The organism is Oryzihumus leptocrescens, assembly GCF_006716205.1.
GTDB lineage: Bacteria > Actinomycetota > Actinomycetes > Actinomycetales > Dermatophilaceae > Oryzihumus > Oryzihumus leptocrescens.
Map to the genome: position 1 here is coordinate 565,416 of NZ_VFOQ01000001.1, position 17,885 is coordinate 583,300.

Consider the following 17,885-nt stretch of genomic DNA (forward strand, 5'->3'; position numbering starts at 1 on the left):
CGGCTCTCCCTGGGATCGTCCGATGTGCACGAGGGTGCGCGAGCGCCGTTCAGGCTAGCGCGGGGCGCCCCACCCTCGGACAGATATCTTGACATCAAGATAACGGCGGCTCAACCCCGGGGTCCCTCCGCCGAGCTGGACGTTGCTGCCCCTTCGGCTCGCGCGAAGGGGCAGCAACGTCCAGCTCGCGGGTCGGTGGCGGCGACGCCCTCACCAGCTGGGCTGCTCCGGGCGGGGGTGCGGCGGCAGCGGGGTGTCCTCGGGGTGGATGACGTAGACCAGCCCGCCGGAGCGCCCCCACGCCTGCTCGAACTGGCCCCGGTCGTAGGTCGCGCGCACCTCGTCGTCGTCGGGCAGCTCGTGCGATGCCGGGTCGTTGACCACGACGTCGCCGCGCTCGTCGAAGCCCACGATGACCAGCAGGTGGCCCTTGGTGTCGTAGCCCGCGCCGTCGAGCTCGTCGCGGGTGAACGACACCGACGCCACCAGCGGGATGCCGGCGCCGGTGAACAGCTCCGCCTCGTCCAGGCCGCGTAGGCGGGTGACGAACCCGCGCAGGCCGCGCTGCCCGGCATACGCCGTGTTGAAGGCCCAGTTGCCCGCCCCGTCGTAGGCGTGGTCGAAGACCGCCCGCACCGCGTGGACCACCTGCGGGTGGGCGTTCCCCGGCTCCACCCAGGCTGTCTCGGCCTCGTCCGGGCCGGCCCTCCAGTGGTCGAGCACCATGGCCACCGAGGTCGCCGAGCACCATGACGCGCCGCCGTTGTCCCACTCCGGGTGCTCCCCGCGGTGCCGCTGCTGGCTGTATGCCGGGACGTCGAGGGCGGGGGAGCCCTCACCGGGGCGGTCGCTGGGCTCCACCGGTCCGTTCGGGTGGGCCGAGGCCATCGCCCCGAGGGAGCGCAGCTGGGGGGTGGCCGTGCTGCCCAGGGGGCGGAGCGCGACCGCGCGCAGCTGCCAGCCCACCGCGCGGACGCGGTCGCTCACCGCGAGCACGTCGGTGTGCACCTCGGCGTGGCCGTCCTTCTGCCCGGGGACGGTGGTGCGGCACAGGCCGCCCTCGGCGGAGGTCCAGCGGGCCATGACGTACCACCCGGAGCGGCTGCCGTCGGCGAGTACGAGCGCCGCCTCGACCTGCAGCCACGAGCCGTCCGGGGTGTCGGCGTCCCAGGTGGGCACGAGCTCGCCGACGGTGAAGCCGGTCCGCACCACCGGCGAGGTCCACGAGGCTGCCTCGTAGCTGGCCGTCGGCTCCTGCGAGAACGGGTCGGTGTGGTCGACCTCGCCGGCGAACTCGCCGAGCTCGGGGTCGGCGAACCGGTGGTAGGCAACGTCCTTCACGCGGGGTGCTCCTGGTGGTCGGGCTCGTCGGGGAACAGGCGCCGCGAGCCCGAGCCGTCGGCGGCCAGCACGTCGTCGGGGTTGTAGAGCCGGCAGGTCTGCAGGGACAGGCAGCCGCAGCCGATGCAGCTGGTGAGGTCCTCGCGGACCCGCTCCAGGTCGGCGATGCGCTGGTCGATCACCGGGCGCCAGCGGGCCGACATGCGGCCCCACTGCTCCTTGGTGGGGGCGGCCTCGGGGTCGACGATCGAGAACGCCTCGCCGATCTGCTCCAGGCTCAGGCCGACCCGCTGGGCCGCGCGGATCACGGCGACCCGGCGCAGGACGGCGCGCCGGAAGCGGCGGCGGTCGCCGGCGGTGCGGGTGCTGGCGATCAGGCCCAGCGACTCGTAGTAGCGCAGCGCGGACGGGGCGACGCCGGAGCGCGCGGCCACCTGCCCGATCGTCAACAGCTCCGCTGGCATGACTTCCCTGACCTCAAGCTCACTTGATATTTCCCCCCCACCTTATCCCGCCGAGAGGGCCGTCGAGCTGGACGTTCGTGCCCCTTCCGCGCCCCTGAAGGGGCACGAACGTCCAGCTCGGCGAGGTGGGTGGTGGGGGTCGGGACGGGACAAGGGCTCAGGACTGGTGGGCGGCGCGGGTGACGAAGTCGGCGAGGTCCTTGCTCTGCTGCAGCCGGGACGGCTCGTGGACGTACATCATGTGGCCGGCTTCGTACCACGCGTGCTCGATGTTGGCGTGGAGCTCGGCCGGGATGGCCAGGTGCGCCAGCACGTCCTGCGCCGCGTAGTAGGGCGTCGCGCCGTCGAGGTAGCCGTAGGCGACGTGGACCCTCAGGTGCGGGTTGGTCCGCATCGCCCGGGCCAGGCGGGGGGCGACGTCGACCGCGCGGCCCTCGAAGTCCTTGTAGGACCAGGGGTGGACGCTGCTCGCGATCTGCTCGTAGTGCAGGTCGTTCTCGTAGCCGAGCTCGTCGCGCACGTAGTGGTTGAGCGCGGCGGCGTAGGGCCCGGAGATCGCGTCGTGGGAGGGGTCGGCCTCGAGCTTCTCGGCGATGCCGCTGGCCCACGGGCCGGTGAACCGCGAGTCGAGCCGGCCGACGACCTTGCCCTGGTCGCGCAGCAGCTCGGTGAAGTAGCGCTCGTGCTCCAGGCGCAGGTCCGCGCGCAGCACGTAGTCCACCGACAGCCCGGTCAGGCGGGCGAGGGTCTCGGCCGCCTCCTGCCGCTGTGCCGCGGTGAGCCGGTTGCCCCGGGAGAGCACCCACGGGTAGTCGCGCTCGGCATACTGCTCGGCCTCGACGAGCACCGACTTCAGGCTCCGGCGCCCGTGCCGGCCGTGGTAGTGCGCGACGGCGGCGAAGGTGGGCAGGAAGTTGACGTGCGCCCGGTCGTCCGGCTCGTGCAGGCCGATCGAGCCCAGGTCCAGGACGCTGGAGATGAGCACGATCCCGTTGAGGTACATGCCGTAGCGGTCCTGCAGGTGGTCGGCCAGCGCGGCGGCGCGCAGCGTGCCGTAGGACTCGCCGGCGAGCAGCTTGGGCGACATCCAGCGCTTGTTGCGGGTGGTCCACAGCCGGATCAGCTCGCCCACGGACTCGAGGTCGCCGGTGAACCCGTGGTACTCCTTCGGCTTGCCGCCCTCGACGGCGCGGGAGTAGCCGGTGGAGACCGGGTCGATGAAGACCAGGTCGCTGACGGCGAGCAGCGACTCCGGGTTGTCCGCCATGGCGTAGGGCGGCGGCACCAGCGCGCCGACGTCGCCCATGACCACCCGGCGCGGGCCGAACAGGCCCAGGTGCAGCCACACCGAGGAGGAGCCCGGCCCGCCGTTGAACGCGAACGTCACCGGCCGCCTCGTGTCGCCGCCGTCGAGGACGTAGGAGGTCAGGAACACCTCGGCCTTGGGCTTGAACCCCGCGAAGACGCCGTCCTCGTGGACCTCGTCGCGGAGCACCACCCGCCCGGTCGTGGCGGTGTAGCGCAGGGTGCGCCGGCCGACCTTGAGGGTATGCCGGGTGGTCACCAGGTCGTCCTCCGGCGGCGCGCCGACGGTCCGGGTGGTCTGGTCCTTGTCGGCGCCGGCCCCGGCGGGCGCACTCGACGGCTCGGCGGGGGCGGTCTCCTCGGGCACGGAGCGACCCTAGACCCGGATCCCGTCCCGCGCCTCGTGATTCGGGCAGGCCCTGCGGTCGCCTCGACCCGGCCGGTGCCCGGGGCGTCCGAGGCCCCGGAGAGAATGGCGCCCATGCGTATCGTCACCGCCAACGTCAACGGCATCCGCGCCGCCGCCCGACGCGGAGGCATGGCCTGGCTCCAGCAGGCCGAGCCCGACGTGCTGTGCCTGCAGGAGGTCCGGGCCAGCGACACCCAGCTCGCGGCCGAGCTGCACACCGGCGGTTTCGGCGACTGGCACGTGGCGCACGCGGCCTGCGCGACCGCCGGGAGGGCCGGGGTGGCGGTGCTGACCCGCGAGGCGCACGCGCGGGTGCAGGTCGAGCTGCCCGGGGTCGAGGAGTTCGCCTCGTGCGGGCGCTGGGTCGAGACCGACGTCGTCGTCGACGGCCGGACCGTGACCCTGGTATCGGTCTACGTGCACACCGGTGAGGCCGAGACCGAGCGCCAGGAGGAGAAGTACCGCTTCCTCGAGGCGATGACCGCCCGCATGGCCGAGCTCGCCGCAGAGGACGCCCACGTCGTGGTCTGCGGTGACGTCAACGTCGCCCACCGGCAGGCGGACCTGAAGAACTGGAAGGGCAACCTCGGGAAGGCCGGGTTCCTGCCCGACGAGCAGGCCTACCTCGACAAGTGGCTGGCCGACGGCGCGTGGGTCGACGTCACCCGCCGGTCCGCCGGCGAGGTGGCCGGGCCCTACACGTGGTGGTCCTGGCGCGGCAAGGCGTTCGACAACGACGCCGGCTGGCGGATCGACTACCAGCTCGCGTCCGCGCCGCTGGCCGACCTGGTCACCCACACGTTCGTCGGTCGGGCCGACACCTACGCCGAGCGGTGGAGCGACCACGCCGCGGTGGTCGCCGACTACGAGCTCTGACGTGGTCTGCCGTCCCATGGGCGGCCGCGCGCCAGGGCAGGCCCGGCGGTCACGCCGGACACGACAATGACGATGGCGGAACGTGGGTCAGCGTGACCGCTCAGACGTGACCGGCACCTGTTCGCTCCTTGCGACCACCATGTATCCCTCGGCATCGGGGTCGAACGTGGTGGTCTCGACCGTGAGCCCTACGCTCTGCAGCTCCGCCACGAGCTCCTCGTACCGGAATGGCCAGATCGACAACCGCTCCGTGCAGGCCCGGACCGACCCATCCGGCTCGACCTGTGCGACCGCAATCTCGAGGTGGTGCTCCTGCTCCCAGCGTTCCTCGATCTGCCAGGAGTAGGTGACGACCGCATCGCGGCCGTTGCGGCGGATGAGTCGATCTCGGGTGTCCAGCCGCGAGCCGCTGGAGCGCACGAGCTCCCACGTGCGTGACGTGAGCACGAGGCGTCCGCCCGGACTCAGGAGCCGTGACATCGCGGCCAGTGCAGCCAACCGGCCGGACGCGCCTTCAGCGTGACCCAGCGAGTTGCCCACGCAGAACACCAGGTCGAACGTCGAGGCATCGAGGTGGTCGGGCAGCTCATCCCAGCTGGCGTGAAGGGTCCGCAGCGAGACACCCATCTCGTCGGCGAGCTCCCGGGTCCGGCGAACCATCCCGCCGCTGGCGTCTGCCGCGACCACGTCCAGGCCGAGACCCGCGAGGCCAACCGCGAGCTGGCCGGTCCCACAAGCACAGTCGAGGATGTGCGCGTTGGGCGGCAGAGAGCCCACGACATCGCTGTCGTAAACCGCGGCTGCCTTGGCGGGGGTCAACTTGTCGTCCCCGATCAGCCACTCGTACACGTCGGAAAGCGCCCCATAACCAGCCACCGTGATCACCTCCGTCAGCTCGACAACACGCGGGGTGGACGACCGCGCCCTGCCACACCTGCCTTGCGCACCGTGTCAGCGGCGTATCGAGCAGCCAACCACTCCCGGTCGCTCCGGCTCCACCAGGTTTCCCACCCGGCCCGACCTCCTGTCACACCAGAACAGCGACCAGCGACGCACGGATGTGGCTTTACCGCCCTCCAGCTGCTGAGGCCGAGCCAGAAGGCGTCGTCCGTGCACGCCTCAGTCCGCGGGTGACCAGTCCAGGGTCGGGGCGAGGACCCCCTCGAGGGTGAGCAGCCACTGCTTGATGGCGAGGCCACCGGTGAACCCGCCCAGGCCGTTGCTGGCCACCACCCGGTGGCAGGGCACGACGAGCGGCACCGGGTTGGAGCCCATGATCGTGCCGACCGTGCGCGGCACCATGGCCGGCTCGGGGTCGTCCTCGAACGCCCCGCTGCGCCGGGCCAGGTCGCCGTAGGTCACCGTCTCGCCGAAGCCGACCTGGGCGTGCAGGGTGCGCAGCACCTCCCGCTGCGGTCCGGACGTGTGCCGCCAGTCGACCGGCAGGTCCAGCCCGCGGGTGCGGCCGGCGAAGTAGTCGGCCAGCGCCGCCCGGACGCGGGCCACGCGCGGGTCGTCGCCGGCAGCAGGACCGGTCACCGCGCGCTCGCGGTCGCCGAAGAAGGACAGCCGCGCGACGCCCACGTCGGTCACGGTCACGTCGACCGGCCCGCAGGGCAGGGGTGTCTGCACCGTGAACTTCACCGGCTCGCTTCGCACGACACCAGCATCCCGCCCGCCCCCGACAGTGCCGCGACCACCCCGGCGACCTGCCGACCGACCGCGACCCGGCGACCCGGCATGCCGGGCCTGACAGGATGGCGCCCATGACCGAGCGCAAGCCGATCGACTGCTGGCTGACCGACATGGACGGGGTGCTCGTCCACGAGGAGCGCGCCATCCCCGGGGCGGCAGACTTCGTGACCAAGCTGATCGAGTCCGGCCGGCGCTTCCTGGTGCTGACCAACAACTCGATCTTCACCCCGCGCGACCTGCGGGCCCGCCTGCTGGCCAGCGGAATCGACCTGCCCGAGTCGGCGATCTGGACCTCGGCCCTGGCGACCGCGCAGTTCCTGGACGACCAGCGCGCCCACGGCTCGGCCTACGTCATCGGGGAGGCGGGCCTGACCACGGCGCTGCACGAGGTCGGCTACGTGCTCACCGAGCGCAGCCCCGACTACGTCGTGCTCGGCGAGACGCGCACCTACTCCTTCGAGGCGATCACCAAGGCGATCCGCCTGATCGAGAAGGGCGCCCGCTTCATCGCCACCAACCCCGACCCGAGCGGCCCGTCGCCGGAGGGCTCGCTGCCGGCGACCGGCTCTGTCGCCGCGCTGATCACCCGCGCCACGGGCGTCGAGCCGTACTTCATCGGCAAGCCCAACCCGCTGATGATGCGCAGCGCGCTGAACCGCATCGACGCGCACTCCGAGACCACGGTGATGATCGGCGACCGCATGGACACCGACGTCATCAGCGGCCTCGAGGCGGGGCTGCGCACCATCCTCGTGCTCACCGGGTCCACCCGCGCCGAGCAGGTCGAGCGCTTCCCCTACCGCCCGACGCGGGTCGTGGACTCGGTCGCCGACCTCGTCGACCTCATCGACGAGCTCGCCCCGCCGCCGGCCTGACCCCGGTATGCCGTGTGGTCACCTGCCGCGGTGACCGGACGGCGCCGGCGCGCTCAGGCGTCCCGGCCGGCGGGGCCGCTGGCGTCCACGGCGAAGTAGCGGGGGGTGCGGAAGCCGGCGTCCTCGAACGCCTCCACCACCGCCTCGCCGACCTCGTCCTCGTCGCCCCACGGCACCAGGGCGATGGCCGAGCCGCCGAAGCCGCCGCCGGTCATCCGGGCGCCGACCGCCCCGCGGGCCCGGGCGGTGTCCACGGCCAGGTCCAGCTCGGGGCAGGAGATCTCGAAGTCGTCGCGCATCGAGGCGTGCGAGGCGTCGAAGATGGCGCCCAGCTCGCGGATCCGCCAGCGGCGCAGGGCCTCCACCGACTGCTCGACGCGGGCGATCTCGCTGACCACGTGCCGGGTGCGGGCCCGCACGACCGGGTCGCCCAGCCGGGTCAACGCCTCCTCCAGCCTGTGGGCGGGCACCTCCCGCAGCGAGGCCAGACCCAGCTCGCGGGCCGCCTGCTCGCAGCTGGCGCGGCGCTCGGCGTACTGCCCGTCGACCAGGGAGTGCTCGGCGCGGGTGTCGACGACGAGCAGGGCCAGCCCGCGCGTCTCGGGCTCGAACGGCACGTGCTCGACCGAGCCGTCGCGGCAGTCCAGCAGCAGGGCGTGACCCTCACGGCTGCGCATCGCGGCCGCCTGGTCCATGCCGCCGGTGGGCGCCTGGGCGATGGTGTTCTCGGCGTTGACGCACACCGCAGCCAGGGCCGCGCGGCCGCCGTCGTCGGCGGTGAGGTCGAGCTCGAAGAGGTCGGCGACGGCCGAGGCGACCGCACACTCCAGCGCGGCCGAGCTCGACAGCCCGGCGCCCACCGGCACCTCGCTGTCGACGACGAGGTCGAGCCCGCCTACGGGGTGGCCGACCTCCTCCAGCGCCCACAGCACGCCGGCGACGTAGGAGCCCCAGCCGCCAGGGTGGCCCGGTGCCACCTCGTCGAGCTGGACGTCCACCGGCTCGTCGGCCTGCCCGGACCACAGCCGCAGGCGACGGTCCAGGCGGCGGCGGGCCGCGACATACGTGCGCTGGGGCAGGGCGATCGGCAGGCACAGCCCGGCGTTGTAGTCGGTGTGCTCGCCGATGAGGTTGACCCGGCCCGGAGCGGACCAGACCCCGTCGGCGGTGAGGCCGAAGCGGCTGGTGAACGTGGTGGCCACCTCGGTGCACAGGCTCACGTGGCGACCTCCCGCAGGCGCTCGGCGACCCGCTCCGGCGGCACGTCGTTGACCCAGCCGCCGACGCCGGACTCTGAGCCCGCAAGGTACTTCAGCTTGCCGGGCGAGCGCAGCACCGACATGACCTGCAGGTGCAGCCGGGACACGTCCCGGCCCTCCCGGACCGGCGCCTGCTGCCAGCCGGCGATGTAGGGCAGGGTCACCGGGGAGCCGTTCTTCTTCACGTAGTAGCGGTCCAGGCGGCGCAACAGCTCGAGGTAGACCTCGGCCAGCTCGTCCTTCTCGGCGTCCTCGAGCGCGACCAGGTCGGGCACGTCCCGGTGCGGGGCGAGGTGCACCTCGACCGGCCAGCGCGCGGCGAACGGGACGTAGGCGCTCCAGTGCTCGCCCTCGAGGACGATGCGCGAGCCGTCCTTGCGCTCGGCGTCGAGGATGTCGGCGCCGAGCAGCCGCCCGGTGCTCGCGTGGTGGGCCCGGGCCCGGTCGAGCAGCTGAGCGGTGCGCGGCGGCACGAACGGGTAGGCGTAGATCTGCCCGTGCGGGTGGTGCAGGGTCACGCCGATCTCCTGGCCGCGGTTCTCGAAGCAGAACACGTGCTCGACGTCGGGGTCGCGGGAGAGCTCACGGGTGCGGTCCACCCAGGCCTCGACGACCGTGCGAGCCCGGTGCGGCGAGAGCGAGGAGAAGCTCGCGCCGTGGTCGGAGGTGAAGCAGACGACTTCGCACCGCCCCAGCGCCGGCGCCTCCGCGAAGAGCGGGTCGCGCCCGGAGGGCAGCTCGGAGGCGGGGGTGGCGACGGGCGCGAAGGAGGGGAACCGGTTCTCGAACACCACGACGTCGTAGTCGTGGGCCGGGATCTCCGAGGGGGCGCTGCCGCGGCCGGTCGGGCACAGCGGGCACTCGTCCTTCGGCGGCAGGAACGTGCGGTCCAGGCGGTGGCCGGCGATCCCGACCCAGTCGCCGGTCAGCGCGTCGCGACGCATCGTGCCGGCCGGGGACCGCTCGCCCAGGGGGCGCTCGTCGACCGCCTCGCGGTCGGACGTGCCGCTCAGCCACGGCTCGGTGTCGTCGAAGTAGATCAGGTCGCGTCCATCGGCCAGCCGCGTCGCGGTGCGCCGGAACGGGTGGGTCACGCATCTCCTCCGTCTTCGTGGATGTCCTCGTCGTCGGCGATGACGAGGGAGCCGACGACGGCCGACAGGCTCTCGCGGGCGGTCGACGTCAGCCCGGCGTCGCTGACCAGGACGTCGACGTCGGCGAGGTCGGCGATCGTGGAGAGCCCGATGACCCCCCACTTGCTGTGGTCCGCCACGACCAGCACTCGCCGGGCCGCCTCGACCAGGGCGCGGTCGGTCTCGCCCTCGACGAGGTTGGGTGTGGTCAGGCCGGCGCGTTCGGTCATGCCGTGGATGCCCAGGATCAGGGTGTCGACGTGGAGCGTGCGCAGTGCGGCCACCGCCACCGGCCCCACCAGGGCGTTCGACGGTGTCCTGACGCCGCCGACGAGGATGACCGTGCGGTCGGGTCGGCCCGGGTCATGCATGAGGTCCGCCACCGGCGGGGAGTTCGTGACGACCGTCAGGTCAGGGACGGCCAGCAGCTCCTGCGCCACGGCGAGGGTGGTGGTGCCGGCGGACATGGCCACGGTCTCGCCGGGGGAGATCAGCCGGGCCGCGGCGCGGGCGATGGCCTGCTTCTGCTGCTGGGCCAGGGCGGACTTGGCAACGAAGCCCGGCTCCTCGGCGCTGCGACCGCCGACCGCCGCCGCCCCGCCGTGCACCCGCTCGACCAGGCCGCGCGCCGACAACTGCTCGATGTCCCGCCGGACCGTCATGTCCGAGACGTCGAGCAGGTCCACGAGGTCGCTGATCCGGACGCCTCCGTGCGCTCGGACCTCGTCCAGGATGCGTTCCTGCCGCTGGCGTGCCAGCACTCAGCTGCCCTCCCTGATGACGGCGACGCCCCCGGCGGCCAGCTCGAGCCGGCCGTCGACATCGGTGGCGCTGACGAGGTCGTGACCCGTCACCGGCACCGACACCGGTCCGTCGCCGTGGTTGATGAGGAAAAGGTACGACGTGCCGTCACCGATGCGCCGGACCTGCTCGACGCCGCGGGGCGCCGGCACCGGGGCCTCGACGCCGGCGTCGGCAAGGACCTGCGCGACCAGGTCGTCGAGGTCCGCCGGGCCCAGCCGTGTCGCGAGGTACCAGGCAGCCCCCTCGCCGACCGCGTGCCGCGTGATCGCCGGCACCCCGGCAAGGTCGCCGGCCGTGTGGCAGGCCTGCGGTTCGGCGCCTTCCAGTCGCAGCTGCTCGGCCCACACCGACCCGGTGAGGCCGTTGTCGAGCGTGCTGGTCTCCCCGGGCATCAACGGCCACAGCTCGTCGGACCGGATGCCGAGCAGCGACCGGAGCGCGCCCGGATAGCCCCCGAGCCGGACGTGGTCGTTCTCGTCCACCATCCCGGAGTAGAAGGTCACCAGCACCCGGGCTCCCGCCTCGACGGCCCGCTGCAACGGACCGGTCCACTCCTCGCGCCACAGGTAGACCGTGGGCACGACGATGAGCTGGTAGCCGCTCAGGTCCGCGCCGGGGTGGACCACGTCCGCGGCGACCCCGCGGTGGAGGAGCGCGGCGTGCACGGCGTGGGCGTCCTCCCCGTAGCGCACCAGCTCGCTCGGGTGCGAGGGCTGGTCGGTGGCCCAGCCGGACTCGTAGTCCCACAGCACCGCCGCCCGGGCCTCGACCCGGCTCCCGGCGACCTCGCCGAGGCGACCGAGGACCTCACCGAGGTGCACCACGTCACGCCAGGGCCGGCTGTCGGTGCCGGCGTGCGGCACCAGCCCGGAGTGGTACTTCTCGGTCCCCGCCTTCGAGGCCCGCCACTGGAAGAAGCCGATGCCGTCGGCGCCGTGGGCCACGTGCTCGACCGCGTTGCGCAGCAGCTGCCCGCGGGGCTTGGCGGGGTTGACCGGCTGCCAGTTGACCGCGCCGGTGGAGTGCTCCATGAGCAGCCACGGCCTCCCGCCGGCCAGGCCGCGGGTCAGGTCCCCGCTGAAGGACAGCTCGGCCTCGGCCTCCGGCTGGGTCGCGACCAGGTAGTGGTCGGTGCTGACGACGTCCTGGTGCGGCGCCCAGCGCGTGTAGTCCAGGTGACGGAAGTGGCTCAGCGTCATGAAGTTCGTCGTCACCGGCACGTGGGGGGTGACCTCGCGCAGCACCTGCTTCTCGGCGAGGAACTGGTCCAGCAGCGCGTCGGAGCTGAACCGCGCGTAGTCGAGCACCTGGGTGGGGTTGCTCGGCGTCGGGGCCAGCCGCGGCGGGAGCACCTGCTCGAAGCCGGTGTAGCGCTGGCTCCAGAAGGCGGTACCCCAGGCGTCGTTGAGCGTCGCGACGGACTCGTAGCGCTGCTCCAGCCACCGCCGGAACCCGGCCGCGCACGTGTCGCAGTAGCAGGGGACGTTGTGGCAGCCGTACTCGTTCGAGACGTGCCACAGGGCGAGGGCCTCGTGGTTCCCGTAGCGCTCGGCCATCGCCGCGGTCAGGGCGACGGCGCGGTCGCGGAACACCGTGGAGCTGGGGCACCAGGCCTGGCGTCCGCCCGGCCACAGGCGCCGGCCCTCGCGGTCGACCGGGAGCGTCTCCGGGTGCATCGCCGACAGCCACGGCGGCGGGGAGGCGGTGGCGGTCGCCAGGTCGATCCGGATCCCGGCACCGGCGAGGAGGTCCACCACCTCGTCCAGCCAGCCGAAGTCGTGACGGCCCGGCTCGGGCTCGAGCAGCGACCATGAGAAGACGCCGAGGGTGACGAAGGTCAGCCCGGCCTCCTGCATGAGGCGCACGTCCTCGCGCCACACCTCCCGCGGCCACTGCTCGGGGTTGTAGTCACAGCCCAGGCCGAGGCGTGCCGCCCCGCCGCGCAGGGCGGACCAGTCGGTCGGTGCCGTCGTCGTCCTCACCTCGTCACTCACTTGATGGACCCTGCGGACAGCCCGGACTGCCAGAACCGTTGCAGCGACAGGAACACGATGATGAGCGGCAGCACCGAGACCAGCGACCCGACGATGACCAGCGTCTGCAGCGCGGGGTCGCGGGCGATCTGCGTCTGCCAGGAGTACAGCCCGAAGGTCAGCGGGTAGAGCTGCTGGTCGGACAGCATCACGCGGGGGAGCAGGAAGTTGTTCCAGATGGCCACGAACTGGAACAGGAAGATCGTCACCATCGCCGGGGCCATCAGCCGGCTGGCGATGGTGAAGAAGATCCGCATCTCCCCGGCGCCGTCGATGCGCGCGGCCTCCACGACCTCGTCGGGGACGCTGGCGGCGGCGAAGATCCGCGACAGGTAGACCCCGAACGGGCTCACGATGCTGGGCAGGAACACCGACCAGAACGTGTTGGTCTGGTGGGCCCGGGCGAACAGCAGGAACAGGGGGAGGGCGAGTGCCGTGGCGGGGACGAGCACGCCGCCGAGGATCACCGAGAAGAGCGCCTCCCGCCCACGGAAGGTGTACTTCGCGAGGCCGTAGCCGGCCATCGTCGCCAGCAGCGTGCCCACGGCGGCGCCCAGCCCGGCATACAGCAGGGAGTTCAGCGCCCACCGGAGGAAGACCCCACCGTCGCGGGTGAACAGGTGCTTGAGGTTGTCCAGGAGGGCGAAGTGGGCGAACCAGAAGCCGTTGCTGCTGACCAGGTCGCCCTGGGTCTTGGTGGAGTTGACGACCAGCCAGTAGACCGGGAGCAGGAAGTAGACCGCGAGGGCGACGAGGAACACCACCGCCACCGCGACGCTGACGCGGCTGGCCTCGCGGGGGCCGCGCCCGCGGCGGGGGGCGGCGGTGGTGGGGGCGGGGCGCTGGATCGCCGGCGCGCTCATGCGGCGGCCCTCCTCTGGGTCAGGCGCAGGAAGCCGAAGGACAGGATGAACGTGGCCAGTGCCAGCATCACGGACAGGGCGGCGGAGAACGGGTAGTTGTTGGCGGCGGCCACGGCGTAGGCCTGCATGTTGGGGGTGTACCCGCTCGTGACGTTGGTCGAGATGGCCTGGAAGACCACCGGCTCGGTGAAGAGCTGGAGCGTGCCGATGATCGAGAAGACCGCGGTCAGCACCAGCGCCGGGCGCACCATCGGGATCTTGATGCTCCACGCCGTGCGCAGCGCACCGGCACCGTCGACCCGGGCGGCCTCGTAGACCTCCTGGGGGAGCGCCTGCAGGGCCGAGAAGATGATGAGCATGTTGTAGCCGGTGTAGGTCCAGGTCACCACGTTGGCGATCGACCACAGGATGAGGTTCGCGCCGAGGAAGTCCGGCGCGGTGCCGACCTTGTTGAGCAGGTCCACGACCGGCGACAGCTGGGGGCTGTAGAGGAACGCCCACATCAGGGCCGCGATGACGCCGGGGATGCCGTAAGGGACGAAGAACGCGATGCGGAAGAAGCGGCGCAGCCGGGCCACTGCGGAGTCGAGGACCAGGGCGATGAGCAGTGCCAGCAGCAGCATCGCCGGGACCTGCACGACGCCGAAGAGCAGCACCCGCAGGACGCCCTGGCGGAAGGTGTCGTCCCCGAGGACGTTGGCGTACTGCTCCAGACCCGCGAACACCTGGTGCGACTCCCCGAAGAGGCCGCCGGTGCGCTGGGTCTTGAACAGGCTCTGCCAGATCGCGTAGACGATCGGCACCACGTAGAAGAGCGTGAACGGCACCAGGAACGGCAGGACGAAGGCCAGCCAGGTGCGGTTGCGCCGCCGGGTGCGCGGGGTGGTCGGCTCCGGCCCAGCCGTCAGCTGCTGGGCGGCAGTGTTCGTGGCGGTCATGGCTGCTCCATGGTTCGCGGGCGGGACCAGCGGCGCGGGGGCGTCATCGCCCCCGCGCCGGTCAGGTCATCCGGCCGAGATGCCCTGCGACTTCAGGGAGGACACGGTCTGCGTCTGGGCCGACTTCAGCGCCTCACCCAGGGTGCCTTGGCCGTTGAGGGCCTTGGTGAACCCGTCGCTCAGGAACCGGTTGGTGTCGGTCATCACCGGACCCCACTGGAAGTTGGTGTCGACCTGCGAGGACGCCTGCTTGAAGACGTCGAACACCTTCTGTCCCCCGTAGAAGGGCACGCCCTTGGTCAGCGCAGGCAGGTCGGCGCCGGCCTTGGCCGCGGGGTAGAGGCCGCCCAGGGAGTTCTCGAGCGTGAGGGCCTCGGGGTTGGTGTTCAGCCACAGGGCGAACTTGGCCGCCTCCGCCGGGTGCTGGCTCTGCCCGAAGACTGCGGTCGTCGAGCCGCCCCAGTTGCCGGCTGCGTTGTCGCCGGCCTGCCACTGCGGCATGGGCGCCACGGCCCACTTGCCGGCGCTGCTCTTGGCGTTGTCGCGGATGGTGGAGTAGCCCCAGGCGGCCGAGACCCAGGTCGCGACCTTGCCGGTGTCCCATGCCTTGTAGAGGTCGGGGGAGAAGCCCTGCAGGTTGGTGGCTACGAGCTTGTTGTCGATGAGCTTCTGCCAGTAGTCGGCCACCTTGGTCGAGTCGCTGCCGTCCAGGGAGACCTTCACCGAGCTGCCGGAGATGTCGAAGATCTTGGCGCCCGACTGCCACAGCAGGCCGTCGAACCAGTTGGCGTCCTGCTGCGGGAAGTGGGTGATGTAGACGCCCCTGGCCTTGAGGACCTGCGCGTCCTTGGCGTACTCGTCCCACGTGGCCGGCGGCTTCAGGCCCGCCTTGTCGAAGATGTCCTTGCGGTAGAAAAGGGCCATCGGGCCGATGTCCTGGGGGATGGCGTAGACGCCGGGGCCGCCCATCTGGACCTGCGACCACGTCCAGTCCGGGAACTGCGCCTTGGCGTCGTTGACGCCGGCGCACCCGCTGATGTCCTTCAGGCCCTTCTGCAGCCGGAAGCTGGCCAGGGAGTCGTACTCCACCTGCCCGAGGTCCGGGGCGGTGTTGGCCTTCAGGGCGTTGAACATGTTCTGGTAGGTGCCGGCGTTGCCCGCGGGGGTCTCCTTGACCTGCACCTGGATGTCGGGGTTGGCCGCGTTCCACTTGTCGACGACCTGCTGCATGCCGGGCACCCAGGTCCAGAACTGCAGCGTGACCTTGCCGGAGGCGGGCTTGCAGCTGCTGGCCGCGGCGGTGCTGCCACCTCCCGACCCCGAGCTGGACTCCGAGCCGGAGCTCGAGCAGGCGGCAGTGGCAACGAGGGGCAGGGCCAGCAGCAGCGCGACCGCGCGCTGACGGCCTCGGCCCGGACGATCCGTGGACTTCATGGGCACCTCAGGCAGGAGACGGACGCCGGGGCTCCGGCGTGTGCGCCGATCTGGCGCTTCATGCCGAGCATCTTGGAAGTGCCGGTAACAAAAGTCAACAGATTCTTTCACCTGAAGTTCACATATCTTAACTAATACTATCAATGGGCCGGGTCGCTCGCGGGAGCCACCCGGCCCCCGGGCGGACCCGCCGGCGCTCCACTCCGCCTGCCACACTGACGCCCATGTGTGCCCCCGACCGACCTGCCGTCGTGTCCCGAGACCTGGTCCGCACCGCGAGGGCGCCGCGGTGAGCGCCGTGGTGGTGACCCCGCACCTGCACGTCCTGCGCGCCGCCGGCACGGCGCTGGTCGTGGACAGCAGCACCGCCGGTATGCCGCGCGTCCTCCACTGGGGCGCGGACCTGCCCGACGACGCCGTGGCCCAGCTGCCGCTGCTGGCGTCCGGCCCGGTCCCGCACAGCGCGCTGGACGAGTCCTGGCCGCTGACCGTGCTGCCCTCGCCGGCGGACGGGTGGCTCGGCACGCCCGGCTTCGCCGGACACCGCGCCGGCGGCACGGCCGCCCCCCGGTGGGTGGCGAGCGTGGACCAGGCCTCGGAGCGCGAGCTCGTCGTGACCGGTGAGGACGCGGCTTCAGGCATGCGGGTCTCGCTGGCCTGGCGCCTCGATGTCCACGGGGTGCTGCGGGTGTCCGGGTCGGCGACCAACACCGGCGCCATCGACGCGGAGCTCGACGTCGCCGCCCTGCGCGCGTTGCTGCCGCTGCCGGTCCGGGCGAGCGAGGTGCTCGACCTGACCGGCCGGTGGTGCCGGGAGCGCTCGCCGCAGCGGTCGGTGCTCGGCGACGGCACCCACCTTCGGGCCTCTCGCCGCGGGCGCACCGGGCACGACGCCACGCTCCTGCTGGCCGTCGGCACACAGGGTTTCGGCTTCGGCCACGGCGAGGTCTGGGCCACCCACGTGGCGTGGAGCGGCAACCACGAGCACCTCGTCGAGCGGCTGCCCGAGGGCGCCGGCATGCACCGGGCGGTGCTCGGCGGCGGCGAGCTGCTCGAGCCGGGCGAGGTGCGCCTGGCGCCGGGGGAGGCCTACACCGCCCCCGAGGTGGTGTTCGTGCACAGCACCGATGGCCTGGACGGGCTCAGCCGCAGGCTGTACCGCAGCCAGCGCGCGCAGCCGGGCTACCGGCGTACCGCTCGTCCGCTGGTGCTGAACACCTGGGAGGCGGTCTACTTCGAGACCGACCTGGCCCACCTGACCGCGCTCGCAGACCTCGCCGCACAGGTGGGGGTCGAGCGGTTCGTGCTCGACGACGGCTGGTTCGGCGGACGCCGGCACGACCGGGCCGGGCTCGGCGACTGGTGGGTCTCGCCGGAGGTGTGGCCCCAGGGCCTCGGGCCGCTGGTGGAGCACGTGCACGGCCTGGGCATGGAGTTCGGGCTGTGGTTCGAGCCGGAGATGGTCAACCTCGACTCCGACCTGGTGCGCGAGCACCCCGACTGGGTCCTCTGCCCGGCGGCCGGGCACCCGCGGGAGTGGCGCCACCAGCAGGTGCTCGACCTGGCCAACCCTGCCGCGGCGGGCTACGTGCTCGAGCGGGTCAGCGCGCTGGTGGGGGAGTACGCCATCGACTTCGTCAAGTGGGACCACAACCGCGACCTGATGGAGTCGGTGCGCCGCGACGGGGACCGGGCGGACCGGCCGGCCACCCACGCCCAGACCTCGGCCCTCTACGCCGTCCTGGACGAGCTGCGCCGCCGGCACCCGCGCCTGGAGGTCGAGTCCTGCGCCAGCGGCGGCGCCCGGGTCGACCTCGGCGTGCTCGCCCGCACCGACCGGGTCTGGACCAGCGACTGCAACGACGCGCTCGAGCGGGCCCGCATCCAGCGCTGGACCGGGCTGCTCGTGCCGCCGGAGCGGATGGGCAGCCACATCGGTCCGCCGCGCGCCCACACCACCCACCGGCACCTGGACCTGTCCTTCCGGGCGCTGGTGGCACTGCAGGGCCACGCCGGCCTGGAGTGGGACCTCACCACCTGCGACGCGCAGGAGCGGCAGGTGCTCGCCGCCTGGGCAGGGCTGTACCGCGAGCTGCGGCCGCTGCTGCACAGCGGCGACCCGGTGCGTGCGGACCTGCCCGACGACTCCCTGGTGGTGCAGGGGACGGTGGCGCCCGACCGGGGCGAGGCGGTGTTCCAGGTGCTGAGCCTGGAGACCGGGCCGGCGGCGACCCCCGGGCTGGTGCCGCTGCCCGGCCTGGACCGCGACCGCGCATACCGGGTGCGGGTGCGCACCGAGCTCGGTGAGCCCGCGACGGTCCAGGCCGCCGCTCCCGACTGGTGGTCGGCGGCCACCTCCGGAGGGCTGGAGGTCAGCGGCGCGCTGCTGACCGACGTCGGACTGCCGATGCCCGTGCTGGCCCCGGCCCAGGGGTGCCTGCTGCACCTGACCTGAC

15 protein-coding genes are annotated in these 17,885 nt (G+C 72.4%); 3 read left to right on the plus strand and 12 right to left on the minus strand.

What is annotated here, in order from left to right; genetic code table 11:
- Positions 1-210: 210 nt before the first annotated feature.
- The 3 genes from FB474_RS02770 to FB474_RS02780 all read right to left on the minus strand — a co-directional run bounded on the left by FB474_RS02770 (position 211) and on the right by FB474_RS02780 (position 3,477).
- On the minus strand, positions 211-1,341 hold the full coding sequence (locus tag FB474_RS02770) for a peptidase C39 family protein (protein ID WP_141787270.1): 1,131 nt from the start codon (positions 1,339-1,341) through the stop codon (positions 211-213).
- On the minus strand, positions 1,338-1,805 hold the full coding sequence (gene soxR, locus FB474_RS02775; protein ID WP_141787271.1) for a redox-sensitive transcriptional activator SoxR: 468 nt from the start codon (positions 1,803-1,805) through the stop codon (positions 1,338-1,340). Before soxR ends, FB474_RS02770 begins: the two co-directional genes overlap by 4 nt.
- A gap of 157 nt (positions 1,806-1,962) precedes the next feature.
- Entirely contained in the window at positions 1,963-3,477 is a 1,515-nt protein-coding gene (locus tag FB474_RS02780) for a S10 family peptidase (RefSeq protein ID WP_221632413.1), read from the minus strand.
- Between the two features lie 114 nt (positions 3,478-3,591).
- On the opposite strand from FB474_RS02780, the gene FB474_RS02785 reads away from it, so the two are divergent.
- Positions 3,592-4,395 (plus strand): exodeoxyribonuclease III, encoded by an 804-nt coding sequence (locus FB474_RS02785; RefSeq protein WP_141787272.1) that lies wholly within the window; start codon positions 3,592-3,594, stop codon positions 4,393-4,395.
- A gap of 87 nt (positions 4,396-4,482) precedes the next feature.
- Here the strand turns inward: FB474_RS02785 and FB474_RS02790 are convergent, their stop codons facing one another.
- Positions 4,483-5,280 carry a class I SAM-dependent methyltransferase gene (locus FB474_RS02790; protein ID WP_221632414.1) on the minus strand — a complete coding sequence of 266 codons (798 nt, stop codon included), beginning with the start codon at positions 5,278-5,280 and terminating at the stop codon, positions 4,483-4,485.
- Between the two features lie 234 nt (positions 5,281-5,514).
- Complete coding sequence (locus FB474_RS02795; protein WP_246092011.1) at positions 5,515-6,054, minus strand: methylated-DNA--[protein]-cysteine S-methyltransferase; 540 nt, start codon at positions 6,052-6,054, stop codon at positions 5,515-5,517.
- A gap of 107 nt (positions 6,055-6,161) precedes the next feature.
- On the opposite strand from FB474_RS02795, the gene FB474_RS02800 reads away from it, so the two are divergent.
- Positions 6,162-6,965 carry an HAD-IIA family hydrolase gene (locus FB474_RS02800; RefSeq protein WP_141787273.1) on the plus strand — a complete coding sequence of 268 codons (804 nt, stop codon included), beginning with the start codon at positions 6,162-6,164 and terminating at the stop codon, positions 6,963-6,965.
- Positions 6,966-7,018: 53 nt separating this feature from the next.
- Here FB474_RS02800 and galK read toward each other — a convergent pair whose 3' ends face one another.
- The 7 genes from galK to FB474_RS02835 all read right to left on the minus strand — a co-directional run bounded on the left by galK (position 7,019) and on the right by FB474_RS02835 (position 15,429).
- The gene (galK, locus tag FB474_RS02805; protein WP_141787274.1) at positions 7,019-8,185 is read right to left on the minus strand and encodes a galactokinase; all 1,167 of its coding nucleotides are present in this window, start codon (positions 8,183-8,185) and stop codon (positions 7,019-7,021) included.
- Positions 8,182-9,318, minus strand: coding sequence for a galactose-1-phosphate uridylyltransferase (gene galT / locus FB474_RS02810; protein ID WP_141787275.1), 1,137 nt, complete (start codon positions 9,316-9,318; stop codon positions 8,182-8,184). The genes galK and galT overlap by 4 nt, the downstream gene beginning before the upstream one ends.
- Entirely contained in the window at positions 9,315-10,118 is an 804-nt protein-coding gene (locus tag FB474_RS02815) for a DeoR/GlpR family DNA-binding transcription regulator (protein WP_141787276.1), read from the minus strand. The genes galT and FB474_RS02815 overlap by 4 nt, the downstream gene beginning before the upstream one ends.
- The gene (locus tag FB474_RS02820) at positions 10,119-12,155 is read right to left on the minus strand and encodes a beta-galactosidase (protein ID WP_246092012.1); all 2,037 of its coding nucleotides are present in this window, start codon (positions 12,153-12,155) and stop codon (positions 10,119-10,121) included.
- The gene (locus FB474_RS02825) at positions 12,152-13,057 is read right to left on the minus strand and encodes a carbohydrate ABC transporter permease (RefSeq protein WP_141787277.1); all 906 of its coding nucleotides are present in this window, start codon (positions 13,055-13,057) and stop codon (positions 12,152-12,154) included. The genes FB474_RS02820 and FB474_RS02825 overlap by 4 nt, the downstream gene beginning before the upstream one ends.
- Positions 13,054-13,995, minus strand: coding sequence for a carbohydrate ABC transporter permease (locus tag FB474_RS02830; RefSeq protein WP_141787278.1), 942 nt, complete (start codon positions 13,993-13,995; stop codon positions 13,054-13,056). Before FB474_RS02830 ends, FB474_RS02825 begins: the two co-directional genes overlap by 4 nt.
- A 66-nt stretch (positions 13,996-14,061) precedes the next feature.
- Positions 14,062-15,429 (minus strand): ABC transporter substrate-binding protein, encoded by a 1,368-nt coding sequence (locus FB474_RS02835; protein ID WP_141787279.1) that lies wholly within the window; start codon positions 15,427-15,429, stop codon positions 14,062-14,064.
- 289 nt (positions 15,430-15,718) lie between these two features.
- Between FB474_RS02835 and FB474_RS02840 the strand changes: the two genes are divergently transcribed.
- The gene (locus FB474_RS02840) at positions 15,719-17,884 is read left to right on the plus strand and encodes an alpha-galactosidase (RefSeq protein ID WP_342778088.1); all 2,166 of its coding nucleotides are present in this window, start codon (positions 15,719-15,721) and stop codon (positions 17,882-17,884) included.
- Position 17,885 lies beyond the last annotated feature (1 nt).